Origin of the sequence: Cupriavidus nantongensis (assembly GCF_001598055.1) — a bacterium.
GTDB classification, from domain to species: Bacteria; Pseudomonadota; Gammaproteobacteria; order Burkholderiales; family Burkholderiaceae; genus Cupriavidus; species Cupriavidus nantongensis.
In genome coordinates this window covers 1820205-1837577 of the sequence record NZ_CP014845.1, presented here as the reverse complement: position 1 = coordinate 1837577, position 17373 = coordinate 1820205, and the positions used below count along the sequence as shown (strand labels likewise).

The window sequence follows — 17373 nt, the reverse complement described above, 5'->3', positions numbered from 1 at the left end:
TCCCTCAGCGGAGACCATCATGCATGCCAATCGCCCCCTGATCCACGCCATGATTGCGGCCACTGCCGCGCTGGCCAGCAGCCTTGCCTTCGCGCACCCGAAGCTGGAAGCGTCGACGCCAGCCGACAAGGCCGCGGTGCCCGCGCCGCAGAAGATCGAGCTGCGCTTCTCCGAGAATCTCGTCACCCAATTTTCCGGCGCCAACCTGGTGATGACCGGCATGCCGGGCATGGCCAACCATGCGCCGATGAAGATGGCCGTGAAGGTCTCGGGCAGCGATGACCCCAAGACCATGGTCATCACCCCTACGCAGCCGCTGCCGCCGGGCAGCTACCGGGTGGACTGGCGCGCGGTCTCTTCCGACACCCATCCCGTCAACGGCAACGTCACCTTCACGGTGAAGTAATTGGCGCAGCCGGAATGGCTGGCCGCCGGGCTGCGCCTGGCGCTTTATCTCGACCTCGCGCTGGTGTTCGGGCTGCCGCTGTTCTGCCTCTACGCGCTGCAACGGGACGAACGCAGCGGCAGCTTCGCGCGCCGTTGCCGGGCGCTGGCGCTGGGTGGCGCCGGCGTGGGCATTGCGCTGTCGCTGCTGGCCCTGGTCGAGATGGCGCGCGCCATGACGGGCGCGTCGGACTATGCCGCCCTGCAGGCCCATGTGCTGGCGATGATCGTGACCGGCACCGATTTCGGCGTGGCCTGGTGCGTGCGTGTGGCGGCGCTGCTGCTGTTCGTGCTGGCCGGCATGAACCTGCGCCGCCTGCACCGCTTGCGCGCGCCCTGCGCCGTGCTGGCCGCGTATGGCGGCGTGGCGCTGGCAACGCTGGCGTGGGGCGGGCATGGCGCGATGCACGACGGCGCGGTGCGCTACCTGCACCTGGCGTCGGACGTGACCCACCTGTTGGCCGCGGGCGCATGGGTGGGGGCACTGGCGGCGTTCCTGCTGCTGGCGTGGCCCGGGTCGACGCCGCACGGCGAGGCTCTTGCACTGCTGAGCCGCAGCGCCAACGGCTTCGCGCGCATCGGTACCCGCATCGTGGCCCTGCTGGTGATTACCGGCGTGCTCAACTACTGGCTGATCGTCGGACCGGTGCTGCCGGAGTTTGCGCCGATGTCCTACGGCGGGCTGCTGGCGGCCAAGCTTGCGCTGTTTGCCACCATGCTGGGTCTGGCGGCGGCGAACCGGTTTGCGCTGGCGCCGCGGCTGGAAGCGGCCGCCCGCATGGGCGAGCCGGGCCCGGCGCTGCAGGCGGTCCGGGCACTGCGGCGCAGCCTGCTGCTCGAAGCCGGCACCGCCGCGCTGGTGCTGGCGCTGGTGGCGGTGCTGGGCATGCAGTCGCCGACGCCGGCATGACAGCCCCGCTGCCGCTTGGATGGGCCACTCTTAGCGCTCGCGCAAGGCCTCGGCGGCGCGGCGCAGCGGCTTGAGCAGGTAATCCAGCACGGTGCGGCGGCCGGTGCGTATCTCGGCCGTGGCGACCATGCCGGGCAGGATCGGGTGGCGCTTGCCGTCGCTGGTTTCCAGGTAGGCGTGGTCGGTCAGCACGTAGACACGGTAGTAGTAGATGCGCTTGTCGACCTGGTCTTCGATGGTGTCGGGCGAGATCCGGTCGACGCGGGCCGGCAGCGTGCCGTAGATCGACGGCTCGAACGCCGTGATCTTGACCGTGGCTGGCTGCGCCGGGTGGATGAAGGCGATGTCGCGCGGGCTCAGCCGCGCCTCGATCAGCAACTGGTCGCCCAGCGGCACGATTTCCATCAGCACGCCGCCGGGGCCGACCACGCCGCCGATGGTGGAGACGCGGATGTCCTTGACGATGCCGCGCGCCGGCGAGTTGATGGCGGTGCGCCGCAACTGGTCGGCACGGCCTTCGCGCACCTTCAGCAGCGGGCCCAGGTCGGCCATGGTGGTGGCGTAGTCGGCCTTCAGCGCCACGTAGTATTCGCTCTGCGTGGCGGCAAGCTTGGTCGAGAACTCGGCCACCTTTTGCCGCAGCCGCAGCACCTCGACTTCATTGGTGGCGCCGGTGCGCAGCAGCGGGATGGCGATCTGCAGCTCGTTTTCGGCCAGCCGCAGCTGCTCGCGCAGGTTGCCGACATTCTCGCGGAAGGCACGACGGTTGGCGGTGAAGAGCTGGCGCTCGCGGTCGACCACCGCGGCGTTGCCGGCCAGTTCGGCCGGGAAGGCCACATTGGCGGCATCGTTCATTTCCGCGTGCAGCCGCGCCGCGCGCGCCTGCAGCGCCGCGATCCGCTCCAGCGTCTCCTCCATCGAAGCGCGCGCCTGCACCGGGTCGAGCGTGGCCAGCTGCTGTCCGGCTTCGACCACGTCGCCTTCGCGCACCGCCAGCTCGGCCAGGATGCCGCCCTCCAGGCTCTGGATGATCTGGCCCTTGGACGCCGGCGTGACCCGGCCCTCGCCGATCGCCACTTCATCGAGTCCGGCCAGCGCCGCCCATAGCAGGAACAGCGTCAGCGCCGCCACGATCACCCACAGCAGGTAGCGCGGGCCGGTAGGCTCGCCGCCGATGCGCATCCAGTCCGCGGCCGCCGCTTTCAGGTCCATGCCCGTGTCAATGCCCGTGCCCATGTTCAGCCTCCTGCCGCATCCGGCGCGCTCGCGGCCTGCGCGCCCTTGCCGCGCAGCGCGGCCAGCACCGCATCTTTGGGGCCGTCGCGCACGATGCGCCCGTTGTCGACGACGATAATGCGATCGACCAGCGCCAGCACCGCGTAGCGGTGCGTGGCCACCACCAGCGTGCGTTGGCCCAGCCAGGGCCGCAGCCGCGCGATCACGGCCTGCTCGGTGGCCTCGTCCAGCGATGCGGTGGGCTCGTCAAGCAGCAGTACGTTAGGCGCGCGCAGCAGCGTGCGCGCCAGGATCAGCGCCTGCTTCTGCCCGCCGGACAGGCCCACGCCGTTCTCGCGGATGGTCAGGTCCAGCCCGTGCACCTGGTTCAGCAGCAGCCGGTCGGCGCACGCCAGCCGCAGCGCCTGCAGCATGGCCTCGTCGGTGGCGAGCGGATCGGCCACCAGCAGGTTGTCGCGCAAGCTGCCGTAGAACAGGCTGGATTCCTGCATCACCATGCCGACGTCGCGGCGCACGTCGGCGGGATCGATCAGCGGCAAGGGCGTGTCGTTGAACAGGATGCGGCCCTGCACCGGCGTTGCCAGCCCGCCCAGCAGGCGCAGCAGCGTGGACTTGCCGGCGCCAACGCGGCCCAGCACCGCGATCCGCTCGCCGGGCGCGATCTGCAGCTGCGGGATGTTGAGCACCGGCTTTTCCTGCGGGTCGAAACCGTACACCACCTGCTCGAAGCGATAGCGCCCCACCAGCGCGGGCCGGTGGTACGTGTCGCGCGCCGGGTCGTGGTCCAGCGGCAGGGTCAGCAGCGCGTCCAGCCCCTGCTTGCCGACGCGCGCGTTCTGGATGCGCCCCAGCACCGCCGGGATCTGCGACAGCGGCGCGATGGTGCGGCTGGTCAGGATCGAGCAGGCCAGCACCGCGCCGAACGACAGGCCGCCATCCAGGATGCCATGCACCCCTGCCACCAGCACCCCGACATAGGCCAGCTGCTGCACCGTCTGCGACAGGTTCAGCAGCAGCCCGGCGATAAAGCGCTGTTTCAGTCCGATCTCGCCGTTGACCGTGTTGACCCGGTCCCATAGCTTGCGAAAGCGCGGCTCTGCCTGCAGGGCCTTGATGTCCTCGGCCCGGTAGATCGATTCCATCAGGATCGCGTTGCGCAGCGCGGCCTCGCTCATGCCCTGCTGCGACAGCCGCGCCAGCGGAATCTGCGCCACCAGCCCGGGCAGCACCAACAGCGGAATCGCCACCAGCGGCACCAGCACCAGCCAGCCGCCCAGCAGCCAGATGATGACCAGGAAGCCGGCGACGAAGGGCAGGTCGATCAGTACGCCGAGCGTGCTCGACGTCAGCAGCTCGCGCAGCTGCTCCAGGTCGCGCAGCTGCGCCACCAGCGTGCCCGGCGAGCGCGGGCGCGCATCGTTGCGGATATCCAGCACGCGCGCGAAGAACATTGCCGACAGCCGCTGGTCGACCTGCTTGCCGAAATGGTCGGCGATCGACACCCGCACGGTGCGGATCAGCAGCTCCAGCACCAGCGCCAGCGCCACGCCGCTGGCCAGCACCCACAGCGTATGCAGCGAGCGCGCCGGCACCACGCGGTCCCACACCTGCATCGCGAACAGCGAGGTGCCCACCGCCAGCAGGTTGCCGAACAGCGAGCCCGCGCCCAGCTCCACCAGCGTGCGCCAGTTGGCGGTGAAGATGCTGCCGAGCCAGCCTTCCGGGCGCGCCGTCAGGTAGGCGTCGAGACGGCCGCTGCGCGGTGCCACCCGTTCGCGCACCAGCAGCAGGCGCACGCTGCCGTCGCCGTCCTGCCGCGCCAGCGCCGCCAGCGCGGGGGTGCGCTCGATGGTGCCGGCGCCGGTGGGCAGCTGCAGCACCGCCTTGCCGTCGGCGATGCCCGTCAGCAGGCCGATGTGCGCTCCGTCCAGCGCCACCAGTGCGGGCAGCAGCAGCGGCGACAGCGCGGCCGCGGGCAGGTCGGCAAACTGGGCCGACAAGCCGGCGGCGGCGGCCATCTCGATTACCGCGCGCTCGGCGTCGGCGCGATCAGTCCAGGCGGCCGCGCCGCGCACCAGTTCCGGCGAAGGCGAGAGCCCGAGCTGGCGGGCCGCCAGCAGCAGGGCCTCGGCCCAGGCCAATGCCGCTTGCGCCGGTTTCGCCGGCTGCGCCGGCGCACCGCCATCGTGGGGTCTGGCTCCGGCCGGCGTAGTGCCGGCACTCGGTGCGTCAAGGGTGGCTTGCACTGTCGTGCTCCCGCAGCAAGGCCACGAACCTGCCGGTGGCGGCGTGCGCCTTGATGCGCGCCAGCATGCCGTCGGCGACCGCGCCGATCCACTCCTGTTCGGCCAGGAAGATCTCGCGCTCGGGATTGAGCACGTCGGTCAGGGTCCGCTTGTTGAGGATGTATTCCTGCCAGTACAGGTCGCGCGAAGCGCGCAGCAGCGCGATCATCTGCGCATAGCTTTGCGTGCGCGCCGCAGCGCCGGCCGCCTCGGTGGCGGCGGAATGCAGCGTGGTGCGGGCCAGCAGCCGTTCATTGTCCAGCGCCTGCTGGGCCGCGCGCTGGCCGGCGCGGGCGGCGTCGATGCGGTGCCGGTTGAGCCCGCCCAGCGAGAAGTCGCCGGCAATGGCCACGCCAATCCAGGTATCGTCGTTGGCATTGGCGCGCCCGGTCGACACCGAGCGGCTGACGCCTACGCTGACCGACGGGAAGCGCTCGGCCTCGGCCAGCGTCACGCGCGCGTGCGCGGCCTCGGCCGCCGCCGCGGCGGCCAGCACCTTGGGGGTGTGCTCGATGTCGTCGCCCTCGTCGCCCAGGCCGCGGACCTCGTCTTCGGTGCGCGTCAGTTCGGCCACGCGCTCGGGCCGCACGCCGATCAGCTCGGCCAGGCGCGACGCGGCCACGTCGAAACGGGTGCGCGCGCGCAACGTCTCGGTGCGGGCGCGCTGGATCGCCACGTCGGCCATGGTGCCGTCCGAACTGACCGACAGCCCCGCACGCACGCGCTGGCCGATCTTGTCGCGCGTGACCGCCAGCGTTTCGAGCTGGCGCTGCGCGGCCGCCATTACCGCCTGGCTGGCGGCCAGCTCGATATAGATCGAGGCGGTGTTGTAGGCGATCTGCTCGACCGTGTCGGACAGCTCATGGCGGCGCTGTACCAGCGAGGCGTCCGCGGCGGAGATCTTGCTGGCGGTGCGGCCGAAGTCGTACAGCAGCTGGCTCACGCCCACCGATGCGCGCGCGCCCATGTCGTTGCCGCCGCTGCCGAAGCTGCCGCCATAGCCGGGGCGCACGCCATATTCGAGCTTGGGGTACCAGGCCGAACGCGCCACCGCTATCTCAGCCTCGCTCTGCGCCACCACCGCGTTGGCGCGCCCGATATCGGGATGCCGCGAGATGGCGATGCCGACGGCCTCGTGCAGCGCCATGCCCGCCAGCGGGATGCGCAAAGCCGCCGGCACACCATTCGATGCGGCCGCATTCGACGCCGGCGCGGTGGGCAGCGTAGCCGTGGCGGCAAGCGCTGGCACCGGCGCCGCACCCGCCGGCCTGGCCATCGACATGGCCGCGAGCAGCGTCGCGAGCAGTGTGCCCAGGAGCGGTTTTGCCGCGCGCGAGGCGGTGAAACCAGGAAACCAGAAGAGGCCGAAGCCGGGGCCGGCGCTCGCGCCGGCGTCAAGGGTCAGTCTGACTGTGAACAAGATGGCGATGCCGTCCGGATGTGTCGATCGCGCCGGCATGCGTGCATGACGGCGCCACGGCCGGCCCGGCTGCTCGCGCATGCCGCCGGGCCGGGGGCTGCGGGGTCAGACCAGGATCTGTTGGTTGGCCAGCAAGGTCTCCAGGTTGGTGGTCACGTTGTTCAGCGTCACCAGCGTCTGTGCGCTGTAGTCCGTGCCGGCGCCATCGCGGTCGATGGTGATCACGGTGTCGGCGCCCTGCTGCGTGGCACTGAGGTACTGGCCGATGTTGTCGCCCGCGTCGATGGTGGCCACGCCATTCTGGTAGTGGGCGGGGCCGTTGGCGTCGGCGGCGTAATCCAGCAGCGCGGAAACATCCAGCACGTCGTTGCCGGCCTGCCCCGGCGCGGTGCCCACGGTGAAGTCCGTAATCATGTCGGTGCCGTTGCCGCCGGTGCCGTCGGTGCCGCGGGCCTCCCACAGGAACACGTCGGTGCCAGCGCCGCCGCTCATGGTGTCGTTGCCGGCGCCGCCGATGATCACGTCATTGCCGGCCTCGCCATTCAGGATGTCGTTGCCCGCACCGCCGCGTACCAGGTCGTTGCCGGCGCCGGCATTGATGGTGTCGTCGCCGCCGTAGCCGTAGAGCCGGTCGTTGCCAGTGCTGCCCGTGAGCGTATTGCCGCTGGCATCGCCTTCGATGATCGCCGACGACTGGGTTGCGCCGAGCAGGTCGGTCAGCACGCCGGCGCTGACCAGCTGGCTCCCGGTGGACGTGGTGCTCAGCCCCGTGGTGTCGGTCGCGGTGATCGTCATGGCGTCGAGCAGGCTCACGCTGACGCCGAGCAGGCCGCCTTCCAGCGTGATCGAACCAAGCAGTTCGTTCAGGCTGAGGTTGTCGATCGGGCCGCCGCCGACGGCGGAGATCGTCAACGTGGACGTGGGGCCGATGAACAGGGTACCCGGATCGTTGACCACGTTGAAGGTCAGTCCAAGTTCCGCCGCCAGCGCCGTGCTTGCGTCCAGCTGTTGCATTCCCAGTCCCAACACGCTGCCGTACCGGATAACTACACTGTTGATGTTCTCGTTGTAGTCGCTGGCGGTGAAGAACTGCTGCGCGCTCAGGTCGATCAGCCCCAGCAGGTTGGCATCGGCAATGCCGAGCAAGCCGCCGGCTTCATTCACGGCAGCCTCGGGCGCCGCCTGCTGCGCAACCGTGAAGTTCTGGGTGGTGACCGCGCCGATATTGCCGGCGCTGTCGGTCACGTGGGTAGTGATCGTATAGGTGCCGTCCGCGAGCTGGCCGGTGGGGAACCATTGCCACGTGTTGCCGGTGACCACGGCATCGGTCCAGGTGGCGCCGCCGTCGATGCTGACTTCCAGCCTCTCGTTGGGGGCCAGCGCCGCGCTGAGCGTGCCGCTGACGACGGGCGTGGTGTCGGCGGTGATCCAGTCGCCGGTGGCACCGGTGTCGTCGGTAAGCGCCGTGACGGCCACCGTGGCGGTCGGTGCGACCGTATCGACCGTCAGGTTGAAGGCGGCGGTCGGCGCGCTGATGTTGCCGGCAGCATCGGTCGCGGTAGCAGTCAGTGCATAGGGGCCGTCGGTCAGCGGCGTGGTTGGGATGAAGGTCCACGCGCCGGTGGTGGCATCGGCGACGGTGGTGCCGATCAGCGTGGCGCCGTTGAAGATGCTGATGGTGCTGCCGGCATCGGCAGTACCGCTGAGGGTCGGCGTGCTGTCGTTGGTGCTGTCGCCCGAATTCAGCGGGGTGGCGACCGGATTGTCGTCGGTGACGCTGGTGATCAGCGGAACCGCCGGCGGGGTGGCATCGATGGTTACCGTTGCAGGAGCGCTGGTATTGCCTGCGGCATCGCTGGCGGTGACGCTGGCGACCACGCCATCGGGAAGTCCGCCGGCGGGCGAGTAGGTCCACTCGCCGGTGGTGGCATCGGCGGTGACCGTGCCCTCCGGGTTGCCATCGCCATCGAGGTCGATATTGACGGTGCTGCCGGCTTCGGCGGTGCCGGACAGGGTAGTGCCGTTGGCAACGGTGATGATCGGGTCAGCGGGTGCTGCCGTATCCACCGTCAGGTTGAAGGCGGCGGTCGGTGCGCTGGTGTTGCCGGCCGCATCGGTTGCGGTGGCGGTCAGCGCATACGGGCCATCGGTCAGCGGCGTGGTCGGCGTGAAGCTCCACACGCCGGTGGTGGCATCAGCAACGGTGGTGCCGATCAGCGTGGCGCCGTTGTAGATGCTGATGGTGCTGCCGGCATCGGCGGTGCCGGAAAGCGTCGGCGTGGAATCGTTGGTGCTGTCGCCGGAAGCCAGCGGGGTGCTGACGGGGTTGTCGTCGGTTGCGCCAGTGATGGCCGGGATCGCGGGCGGCGTGGCGTCGACCGTAGCGGTGGCCGGCGCGCTGGTATTGCCAGCGGCATCGGTGGCGGTAACGCTGATTCCGGTGCCATCGGGCAGTGGTGTGCCTGGTGAATAGGTCCACGCGCCGGTCGTGGCGTCGGCCGTCACCGTAGCGTCGGGCGTGCCATCGCCATCGAGGTCGATATCAACGGTGCTACCGGCTTCGGCGGTGCCGGAGATCGTGGTGCCGCTTGCCTGCGTGATGACCGGGTCAGCGGGTGCAGCCGTATCGACCGTCAGATTAAAGGCAGCAGTCGGCGCACTGACGTTGCCTGCCGCATCGGTCGCGGTGGCAGTCAGGCTCACAGGGCCATCGGTCAGCGGCGTGGTCGGCGTGAAGCTCCACACGCCGGTGGTGGCATCAGCAACGGTGGTGCCGATCAGCGTGGCACCGTTGTAGATGCTGATGGTGCTGCCGGCATCAGCGGTGCCGGAAAGCGTCGGCGTGGAATCGTTGGTGCTGTCGCCAGAAGCCAGTGGGGTGCTGACCGGGTTGTCGTCGGTCGCGCCGGTGATGGCCGGGATCGCCGGCGGCGTGGCGTCGACCGTCGCGGTGGCCGGCGCGCTGGTGTTGCCGGCGGCGTCGGTGGCGGTGACGCTGATTGCCGTGCCATCGGGCAGCGGCGTGCCGGGAGTGTAAGTCCAGACACCAGTGGTGGCGTCGGCCGTCACCGTTGCGTCGGGTGTGCCATCGCCATCGACGTCGATACCGATCGAGCTGCCGGCTTCTGCGGTGCCCGAGATCGTGGTGCCGTTGGCCTGCGTGATGACCGGGTCAGCGGGTGCTGCCGTATCGACCGTCAGATTAAAGGCAGCGGTCGGCGCGCTGGTGTTGCCCGCCGCATCGGTGGCGGTAGCGGTCAGCGCATAAGGACCGTCGATCAGCGGCGTGGTTGGGGTGAAGCTCCATGCGCCGGTGGTGGCGTCGGCAACGGTGGTGCCGATCAGCGTGGCGCCGTTGAAGATGCTGATAGTGCTGCCGGCATCGGCGGTGCCCGTCAGGGTAGGCGTGCCGTCGTTGGTGCTGTCGCCGGAAGCCAATGGGGTGCTGACCGGGTTGTCATCGGTCGCGCCGGTGATGGTCGGGATCGCGGGCGGCGTGGCGTCGACCGTGGCGGTGGCCGGCGCGCTGGTATTGCCGGCGGCGTCGGTGGCAGTGACGCTGATGCCCGTGCCGTCAGGCAGCGGCGTGCCTGGCGAATAGGTCCACGCGCCGGTCGTGGCGTCGGCCGTCACCGTAGCGTCGGGCGTGCCATCGCCATCGAGGTCGATATCGACTGTGCTACCGGCTTCGGCGGTGCCGGAGATCGTGGTGCCGCTGGCCTGCGTGATGACCGGGTCAGCGGGTGCAGCCGTATCGACCGTCAGATTAAAGGCAGCGGTTGGCGCGCTGGTGTTGCCCGCCGCATCGGTTGCGGTGGCGGTCAGGCTCACAGGGCCGTCGGGCAGCGGCGAGGTTGGCGTGAAGCTCCACACGCCGGTGGTCGCGTCAGCGGTGGTGGTGCCGATCAGCGTGGCGCCGTTGTAGATGCTGATGGTGCTGCCGGCATCGGCGGTGCCGGAAAGCGTCGGCGTGGAATCGTTGGTGCTGTCGCCGGAAGCCAGTGGGGTGCTGACCGGGTTGTCATCGGTCGCGCCGGTGATGGCCGGGATCGCAGGGGGCGTGGCATCCAGCGTCAGCGTGAAGGCGGTGCTCGGTGCGCTGGTGTTGCCCGCCGCGTCGGTAGCGGTGATGGTCAGGCTCACGGCGCCGTCGGGCAGCGGTGACGTGGGCGTGAAGGTCCAGGCGCCGGTGGTGGCGTCGGCGGTGGTGGTGCCGACCAGCGTGGTGCCGTTGTAGATGCTGATGGTGCTGCCGGCTTCGGCGGTGCCGGAAAGCGTCGGGGTGGCGTCGTTGGTGCTGTCGCCGTCGGCGAGGGGGCCGGTCGACGGGGTGGCGTCGTCCGTGACGCTGCCAATCACCGGCGCGGCCGGTGCGCTGGCATCGATGGTGGCGGTGGCTGGCGTACTGGTATTGCCGGCGGCGTCGGTCGCGGTGACGCTGACCATGGCACCATCGGCCAGTGCCGGCGAGGGGGTGTAGGTCCAGTTGCCGCTGTCGTTGGCGGTGACGGTGGCATCGGGCGCGCCGTCGCCGTTCAGGTCGATATGGATGGTGCTGCCGGGCTCCGCGGTGCCGGCGATGACGCTGCCGTCGGTGGGCGTGATCGTGGGCGCCGCGGGCGCCGCGGTATCGACCGTCAGCAGGAACGGCGCGCTCGCCGGGCCGGTGTTGCCGACCGCGTCGGTGGCGGTGACCGTCAGCGCATGGTTGCCGTCGGCCAGGCCCGACGGCGGCGTGAAGGTCCAGCGGCCGTTCGCGTCGGCGAGGGCGGTGCCAAGCAGGGTGGTGCCGTTGTAGATGCTGACGGTGCTGCCGGCCTCGGCGTTGCCGGACAGCGTGGGCGTGGTGTCGCTGGTGCTACCCCCCGCAACGATCGCCGTGCCAGCATCGTTGCTGACGGCGTCGATCGTGGGCGCTGCCGGGGCCGCGCCGTCGACGGTTACCGTGGCCGGCGCGCTGGTGTTGCCGGAGGCGTCGGAGGCGGTCACGCTAACGACGGTACCGTCGGCGAGGCGCTGGGGCGGCGTGTAGGTCCAGTTGCCCGCGGCATCGGCGGTGACGGTGGCGTCGGCCTTGCCGTCACCGGTGAAGTCGATGCCGACCGAGCTGCCGGCCGGGGCCGTGCCGGACAGCATGGTGCCGTTGGTGGGTGCGACCTTGGGCGTGGCCAGCGGGGTGTTGCTGCCGGAGGTGCCGCCGGACGCGCCGCCGCCATCCCCGCCGCCACCGCTGGCAGCGGCCGCGATGATGCCGGCACCGGCCGCGGCGCCCAGCAGACCCAACAGCAAGGCCGTGGAAGTGCTGTCGCCGATCGGCTCGAACAACATGGCCGCCTCGGCCACGCCATCGCCCTGCGTGCCCAGCGCCTGGCTGAAGTCGGCCAGCCATTGGCCGTCTTCCTGCACGAACACCAGGTTGTTGTACTGGGCACCGTTGGTGAAGAAGCCCTGGATGCGCAGCGTGCTGCCGTCCCGCATCGTCAGCAGCAGGTCGTTGCCTTCGCGCGCGAAGTTGGCGACGCTGTCGCGCTGCGCCGCGATCAGGAAGTTGGCGGGGCCGTCAGGTGAAGCAACGGTGCGGGTGCCGGGGGCGACAGGAACATCCGTGTGGTTGAGCAGAACGCCTGACGAAGCCATGCTGAGTCTCCTTCATCCTGAGTGACCGGTAGGTAGTGCATGCACAGTATTCGCGCGCACACACGTTCGTCCATGCGTGATCTGTTTCAGAATCGATACAGTGCGCCGGTTTGATAGGCGCTGCGCAATCCCGATAGCGGCAGGCCCGGTGCACCGCGCGCGCGGCTCAGCCGGGCATGCCGCCGCGGCTGGCGAAGGCCTCGTCGTTCGACGCGCTCTGGCGCGTGCGCCGCGTTTCCGACGGTGTTTCGCCGAAGGCGAGGCGGTAGTCATGGGCGAACTGGCCGAGGTGGCTGAAGCCCCATTGCCGCGCGACCTGCGCCACCGAATGCTCGAGTTCGCCGCCGCGCAGGGCGCTGTAGACGCCCTCCAGTCGCACGCGCTTGGCATACTGCATCGGCGAGCAGCCTTGGAAGCGCGCGAACCCGGCCTGCAGCGTGCGCACGCTGACGCGCGCCGCGCGGGCGATGTCGTCCAGCGCCAGCACGGCGCGGGCATTGGCATGGATATAGTCGATCGCGCGCTTGACGTGGCGCGGCGAAGGGCCCGCGTGGCGCTGCTCCAGCTGCAGCGAGTAGTTGTGCGGGATATCGTCCAGCACGGCGTAGGCGAGGGCATCGGCCAGGCTCAGCGCCAGCTCGGTCGCGCACGCGCGCATGCGCGCATCATCGCGCCGCAAGCCAGGCGCGGCGCCGGCCAGTGCCCGCGCCAGCTGCAGCGCCGGGGCATCGGCCGGGATCGACGGGTGGAATTTCACGCGCTGCACCAGCGGTCGTTCCAGCAGGTGCCGCAACCGGTTGTGCAGGCGCGCCCCGTCGATCATGACCATGTCGTAGCTGCCCGGCTGCCAGCGCCAGACCCCGACCTGCTGCATGTCGAGCACAAAGGATGGCGGCATGGGCGACAGCGGTGCGGCCGGCGTCTTGCCGGTCTCGAGGCCGGCGCCTTGCGCGGCGGTCAGCAGCAGGTAGCCGTCAAGGCGCTGCACCAGGTCGAGCTGGATCGCCGTGGAGGTCGAAAGCCGGATCACCGCCAGTTCGCCGAACTGGTGCTGCTGCAACTCGAACTCCAGCGCGGGCGACGCCGTATGCACTGCAACCCCGGGATAGAGCTGCGACAGCGCCGTGTGGATCTGGTCCGGGCTGTTCCCCGCGACGCGCGCGGTCTGGATCATGGCTTTGGTCATGTGCCGATGCCTTTCCTGGGTGATGGCCGAAGCCGGCCTGGCGGCGCGGATGCGCCGCCAGGTTTCCCCCACGAAAACCACGGCAAGGCCGTGATGGCAAACCGGACCTCATGATGACCCCGCGCCCTTGCCGGCCAACGCCATGCAAAAGGGGTTCCCCATGCGCCGCGGCATACGGACCTGCCTGCAAGGCTCGCCGCGGCCCGTGACGGGCCGCATCCGCGGGGAGCCAGGTAGTGCCAGACAAGAGCGTCGCCGGTCTTTTTATCGGCAAACCAGATTTAAATAAAAATAATATCTGGCGGTGAAATTCACATTTACGACAATGTGTATCACTTTAATCGAATATTGGAATTGTGAATACATTGTGCTTGCCGGTAAAACCGCCGGGGATTGGCGTTTACGCGCAGTTGGCGGGGGCATGGTCAGCGGCGGCGTGCCGCTTCAGACATAGGCGATCAGCCGTCCGGCGCAGATCACCAGCAGCCAGGCGGCCATGGACAGGATCGCATTCAGCCGTGCGCCGGCGGGCGGCGCTGCGTCGGCGTCCCAGCCGCGCTCGCGGTCATGCAGGCTGCGGCCTGGTCCGGCGTGGAACCACAGCACATTGGCGAGCGCCAGCACGATCAGGCCCAGCTTGGCGAGGAACGCCGGGTTGGCGGCCAGCTCGTCGGCGTGGGCCACGAACAGCAGCACGCCGCTGGCCGCGACGGCGATGAAGGCGCCGATGGTGAAGGGCAGCGCATGGCGCAGCAGCAGGCTGACCGGTATCCGCCGGCCAAGCCCCGCCAGCCGCATGTCGACCACGAAGATGGAGCCGAACAGCAGCGCCATGCCGGCGAGGTGGACGATCTCCACCGCGGGATAGGCCCATGCCGAACTGCGCAGCGCCGCCGCGAACGGCAGCCGCGCCAGCGTGCTGGCCCATTCGGTCCAGGCGGTGAACAGCGCCGGCATGCGGCGTGCCGGCTCAGCGCAACTCGACCGTCTTGCCGTCGACGGTGATGCGCTCGGCGCGCAGTTCGTCCGGTTTTTCCTTGCTGGCGTAGCCGACCAGCGTGACCTCGCGGCCCACCGCGACCTTGTCCGAGGTCGCGCCGCGCGCTTCCATGCGCGACACGGGTGCCAGCACCGCGAGCCAGCGCTTGCCGCCGGCGTCGATGCGGATGTGCGCGTGCGGGTTCTCGTAATGGCTTTCGACGATCTTGCCGGTCAGCGTCATGGGCTTGGTCTCGTCATAGGTGGACCAGCCGTGGTGGGCGATGGCCGGCACGGCTGCCATGGCGAGGGCGGCGGCGCCCAGGATGGGGCGAAGCAGGGCGGGACGGAACAGGGCGCGGATGCTGGGCATGGCGGGTCTCCGGTCAGGACAGGTGCAGTATAGGCGCCCGTTTCCGTCCTTGCGGTCCTTGCCGCCGTGCCGGGCAGCGCCTCAGGGTTGCGCGCGGCAGGTGTCGGCGCGCTGCACCAGCCGGCGCAGGCTCGCGCTGACGGGCTTGAGCGCGGCGCGCTCGGCGGTCAGCGCGAGCGCCAGGTTGCCGCTGCCGCTGCGCAGCGCCGCTTCGAGCAGGGTCAGGCCGATCACGTCGCGCTGCGCGTGGCTGCCGCCGAAGCGGTGGGCCACCAGGCGCACCGGCATCAGCAGCTCGATGGCGGCGGCGTAATCGCCCTGCGCGAACGCGATCAGCGCATCGGCCACCGGCAGCCCCACCTCGCGCGACATCATCGCGTTGGTGCCGTTGCCCAGCGCGGCCCGCTCCAGCGCTGCGCGCACCTGGTCGGCCGCGGCGGGGCGCTGCGCACCCAGGCTGGCCATTACCGCATGCACGTCGTTGAAGGCGTAATAGCCGGCCGCACCCCGGCCGAGCCAGTCATCGGCCACCGCATGCCAACGCCGGCCCACGTCGACGCCGCGCAGGTGCAGCCGCCACAGCAGCGCGGAAGCGTCGACCAGGTCCAGCGCGATCGCCGGCGCGGGCCGGCTGATGGCGCGGTCGTACAGCGCCAGCACCTCGTCGGTCCGGTCCTGTTCCAGCAGAAACAGCGCCAGGTGCCACCAGTTATGCACCGCCAGCATGTTGTCGTCGGCCCAGTCCTGGCGCCGGCCTTCCAGCCAGGCAATGCCGTCGTCGGTCCGGCCCTGCATCTCCATCACGTGCGCGACCGCGTGCACGGCCCACGGGTCGCGCGGCTGGCATTCCAGCGCGCGCCGTCCGGCCTCCTCGGCGCGCTCGTAGAGCTGGGTCTCTTCCAGGCCGAAGGCGTGCATGCCGAGCACGTAGCCGTAGCCCGGCATGGCGGCATCCCAGTGCGGCAGCGCCTGCGCCACGCGGTCGCGCAGCATGGTCGACTGGCCCAGCAGGAAGTCGCCCAGGTGCGCGGTCTGCAGCGCCAGCAGGTCGCGTGGATAATCGATCACGATGTCGCCATAGCAGCGCACCGCGCGCTCGAAATCGCCGTCGAGCCAGGCGCGCGCCGCGGCGATATGGCGGCGCTCGCGCTCGTTGGCGCGGGCGTGCAGCGCTTCGCCGGCCTCGACGCTCTGGCGCAGCATGGGCTCGGCGGCGCCGTCCCCGGAGGTCACCATCAGCGCGGCGCGCAGCGCGTGGCCCATGGCGAAGCCGGGGTCGTCGGCCAGCGCCGCGTCGATCACGGCGAGCGGGTCGCCGTAGTAGCCGTTCAGCAGGCGCAGCGCGGTCTCGTACTGCGCCACCGAGCGCGTGTTCAGGGTCGAGACCGCGAGGTCCCTGGAATCCGTCAGTGCCATGACCGTCTCCGTGCGCCCGCGCGGCAGCGGGCTGTCACGAACCATCGTAGACGGCAAAACGCCCGGTGTAACGGGCGCGGCGCGGTGCGGCGCACCATGCCCGCGGGCGGCGCGGCCGCGGTGTCCGATATGCCGCCGCCGCCATACCGGCGGCGCGGGTCGGCGTGTCGGTTAAACTGCCGCATCCCCAATCACGACCTCGACAGCAGGCCTTCCATGAAAACACTCGCGCTTTTCCTTGGCACCCTGACCCTTGCCGGCGCCGCTTGCGCTGCCGGGCCGGCCGCTTCGGCGCCTGCCGCCCCTGCTGCCCAGGCCGCGGCGCCGCAGACGCTGGCGTCGGGCATGACCATCCAGCACCTGAACAAGGGCACCGGCGCCTCGCCCAAGGCCACCGACACGGTCCAGGTGCACTACCGCGGCACGCTTGCCGACGGCACCGAGTTCGACAGCTCGTACAAGCGCGGCCAGCCGATCTCGTTTCCGCTCAACCGCGTGATCCCGTGCTGGACCGAGGGCGTGCAGGCCATGCAGGTCGGCGGCAAGGCGCGCCTGACTTGCCCGCCGGGCACCGCCTACGGTGCGCGCGGCGTGCCGGGCACGATCCCGCCGAACGCCACGCTGACCTTCGAGGTGGTACTGCTGGGTATCGGCAGCTAAGCACCTCAGCGCGGCGCCTGCGGCTGTGCGGGCGCCGGCGTGCCGGCGGGGGCTGCCGGTGCGGCGGGCGTGGCCGGCACCGGCTCCGCGCCGGCGTCCTCGTCATCGCCGTAGTCTGGCAACGCGGTGTTCTGGCCGAGCAGGTAGCGCCGCCGCTGCAGGTACGCGTCGCGCACAAAGGCGTACTTGTCCAGCGCCGCCAGCTTGAGCAGGTCGGTCGCGCCCAGCAGGTTGGTGCGCACGTCGACCACGTTCATCCCGTACACCGAGTTGCGCACCGCCGGCTCGGCATAGGTGGTGGGATCGAACCAGAAATTCACATACAGGCCCGCGCCGTCGCGCAAAGAGCTGGGGCCGAACAGCGGCAGCACCAGGTAGGGCCCTGACGCCACGCCCCATGTGCCCAGCGTCAGCCCGAAGTCCTGCGAGTGCTTCGGCAGCCCCGCCGGCGTGGCGATATCGATCAGCCCGCCCAGGCCCAGCACGGAATTCATCGCCACCCGCATAAAGCTCTCCGCCGCCGCCACGCCCTTGCCCTGCAGCAGGTTGTTGGCAAAGTTGCCGATGTCCGCGAGGTTCGAATAGAAATTGCTGACCGCCGTGCGCACCGGCTCGGGCGTGACCGCCTTGTAGCCCTTGGCCACCGGCACCGCGACATACTGGTCCAGCTTGTCGTTGACGGTGAAGATGGCGCGGTTCATCGGCTCCAGCGGATCGTCCGGACTGGCTTGCGGGCCGGTGGCGCAGCCCGCGAGCATGGTCGCGGCGATGGTGGCGGTGGCGAGCGTCGTGAGGCGAAGCGGAACAGGCATCGAGGCAAACAGGGTC

Annotated in this window: 12 protein-coding genes; 3 read left to right on the top strand and 9 right to left on the bottom strand. The window is 70.1% G+C overall.

Annotated features, from left to right (window positions below):
• The first annotated feature begins 19 nt into the window (after window positions 1–19).
• Both copC and copD read left to right on the top strand, forming a co-directional pair.
• The gene (gene copC, locus A2G96_RS29130; protein ID WP_062803607.1) at window positions 20–406 is read left to right on the top strand and encodes a copper homeostasis periplasmic binding protein CopC; all 387 of its coding nucleotides are present in this window, start codon (window positions 20–22) and stop codon (window positions 404–406) included.
• Window positions 407–1354, top strand: coding sequence for a copper homeostasis membrane protein CopD (copD, locus tag A2G96_RS29125; RefSeq protein ID WP_062803606.1), 948 nt, complete (start codon window positions 407–409; stop codon window positions 1352–1354). It begins immediately after the preceding gene.
• A 30-nt stretch (window positions 1355–1384) separates the two neighbouring features.
• Here the strand turns inward: copD and A2G96_RS29120 are convergent, their stop codons facing one another.
• From A2G96_RS29120 to A2G96_RS29085, 8 genes are all read right to left on the bottom strand, one after another.
• The gene (locus A2G96_RS29120) at window positions 1385–2536 is read right to left on the bottom strand and encodes a beta-barrel domain-containing protein (RefSeq protein WP_111517449.1); all 1152 of its coding nucleotides are present in this window, start codon (window positions 2534–2536) and stop codon (window positions 1385–1387) included.
• A 56-nt stretch (window positions 2537–2592) separates the two neighbouring features.
• Entirely contained in the window at window positions 2593–4731 is a 2139-nt protein-coding gene (locus A2G96_RS29115) for a type I secretion system permease/ATPase (RefSeq protein ID WP_062803605.1), read from the bottom strand.
• 88 nt (window positions 4732–4819) lie between these two features.
• Window positions 4820–6295, bottom strand: coding sequence for a TolC family protein (locus A2G96_RS29110; protein WP_231909686.1), 1476 nt, complete (start codon window positions 6293–6295; stop codon window positions 4820–4822).
• A gap of 105 nt (window positions 6296–6400) precedes the next feature.
• A complete protein-coding gene (locus tag A2G96_RS29105; protein ID WP_062803604.1) occupies window positions 6401–11932 on the bottom strand; it encodes an Ig-like domain-containing protein in 5532 nt (1843 codons plus the stop codon).
• Between the two features lie 166 nt (window positions 11933–12098).
• Window positions 12099–13118 (bottom strand): helix-turn-helix transcriptional regulator, encoded by a 1020-nt coding sequence (locus tag A2G96_RS29100; RefSeq protein WP_062803603.1) that lies wholly within the window; start codon window positions 13116–13118, stop codon window positions 12099–12101.
• Between the two features lie 444 nt (window positions 13119–13562).
• Window positions 13563–14075 carry a DUF6644 family protein gene (locus A2G96_RS29095; RefSeq protein WP_062803602.1) on the bottom strand — a complete coding sequence of 171 codons (513 nt, stop codon included), beginning with the start codon at window positions 14073–14075 and terminating at the stop codon, window positions 13563–13565.
• Between the two features lie 13 nt (window positions 14076–14088).
• A complete protein-coding gene (locus tag A2G96_RS29090; protein ID WP_062803601.1) occupies window positions 14089–14469 on the bottom strand; it encodes a DUF6152 family protein in 381 nt (126 codons plus the stop codon).
• 81 nt (window positions 14470–14550) lie between these two features.
• Window positions 14551–15885, bottom strand: coding sequence for a tetratricopeptide repeat protein (locus A2G96_RS29085; protein WP_062803600.1), 1335 nt, complete (start codon window positions 15883–15885; stop codon window positions 14551–14553).
• A 216-nt stretch (window positions 15886–16101) separates the two neighbouring features.
• On the opposite strand from A2G96_RS29085, the gene A2G96_RS29080 reads away from it, so the two are divergent.
• The gene (locus A2G96_RS29080) at window positions 16102–16545 is read left to right on the top strand and encodes an FKBP-type peptidyl-prolyl cis-trans isomerase (RefSeq protein WP_062803599.1); all 444 of its coding nucleotides are present in this window, start codon (window positions 16102–16104) and stop codon (window positions 16543–16545) included.
• 5 nt (window positions 16546–16550) lie between these two features.
• On the opposite strand, the gene A2G96_RS29075 is transcribed toward A2G96_RS29080, so the two are convergent.
• Window positions 16551–17357: an MlaA family lipoprotein gene (locus tag A2G96_RS29075; RefSeq protein ID WP_062803598.1), complete on the bottom strand. Its 807-nt coding sequence runs from the start codon at window positions 17355–17357 to the stop codon at window positions 16551–16553.
• Window positions 17358–17373: the final 16 nt, after the last annotated feature.

Bases quoted from the DNA above. Each gene is read 5' to 3' on its own strand.
- copC (WP_062803607.1), top strand. From the start codon at position 20: ATGCATGCCAATCGCCCCCTGATCCACGCCATGATTGCGGCCACTGCC.
- A2G96_RS29120 (WP_111517449.1), bottom strand. From the start codon at position 2,536: ATGCGCATCGGCGGCGAGCCTACCGGCCCGCGCTACCTGCTGTGGGTG.
- A2G96_RS29105 (WP_062803604.1), bottom strand. From the start codon at position 11,932: ATGGCTTCGTCAGGCGTTCTGCTCAACCACACGGATGTTCCTGTCGCC.
- A2G96_RS29100 (WP_062803603.1), bottom strand. From the start codon at position 13,118: ATGACCAAAGCCATGATCCAGACCGCGCGCGTCGCGGGGAACAGCCCG.
- A2G96_RS29095 (WP_062803602.1), bottom strand. From the start codon at position 14,075: ATGCCGGCGCTGTTCACCGCCTGGACCGAATGGGCCAGCACGCTGGCG.
- A2G96_RS29090 (WP_062803601.1), bottom strand. From the start codon at position 14,469: ATGCCCAGCATCCGCGCCCTGTTCCGTCCCGCCCTGCTTCGCCCCATC.
- A2G96_RS29085 (WP_062803600.1), bottom strand. From the start codon at position 15,885: ATGGCACTGACGGATTCCAGGGACCTCGCGGTCTCGACCCTGAACACG.
- A2G96_RS29080 (WP_062803599.1), top strand. From the start codon at position 16,102: ATGAAAACACTCGCGCTTTTCCTTGGCACCCTGACCCTTGCCGGCGCC.
- A2G96_RS29075 (WP_062803598.1), bottom strand. From the start codon at position 17,357: ATGCCTGTTCCGCTTCGCCTCACGACGCTCGCCACCGCCACCATCGCC.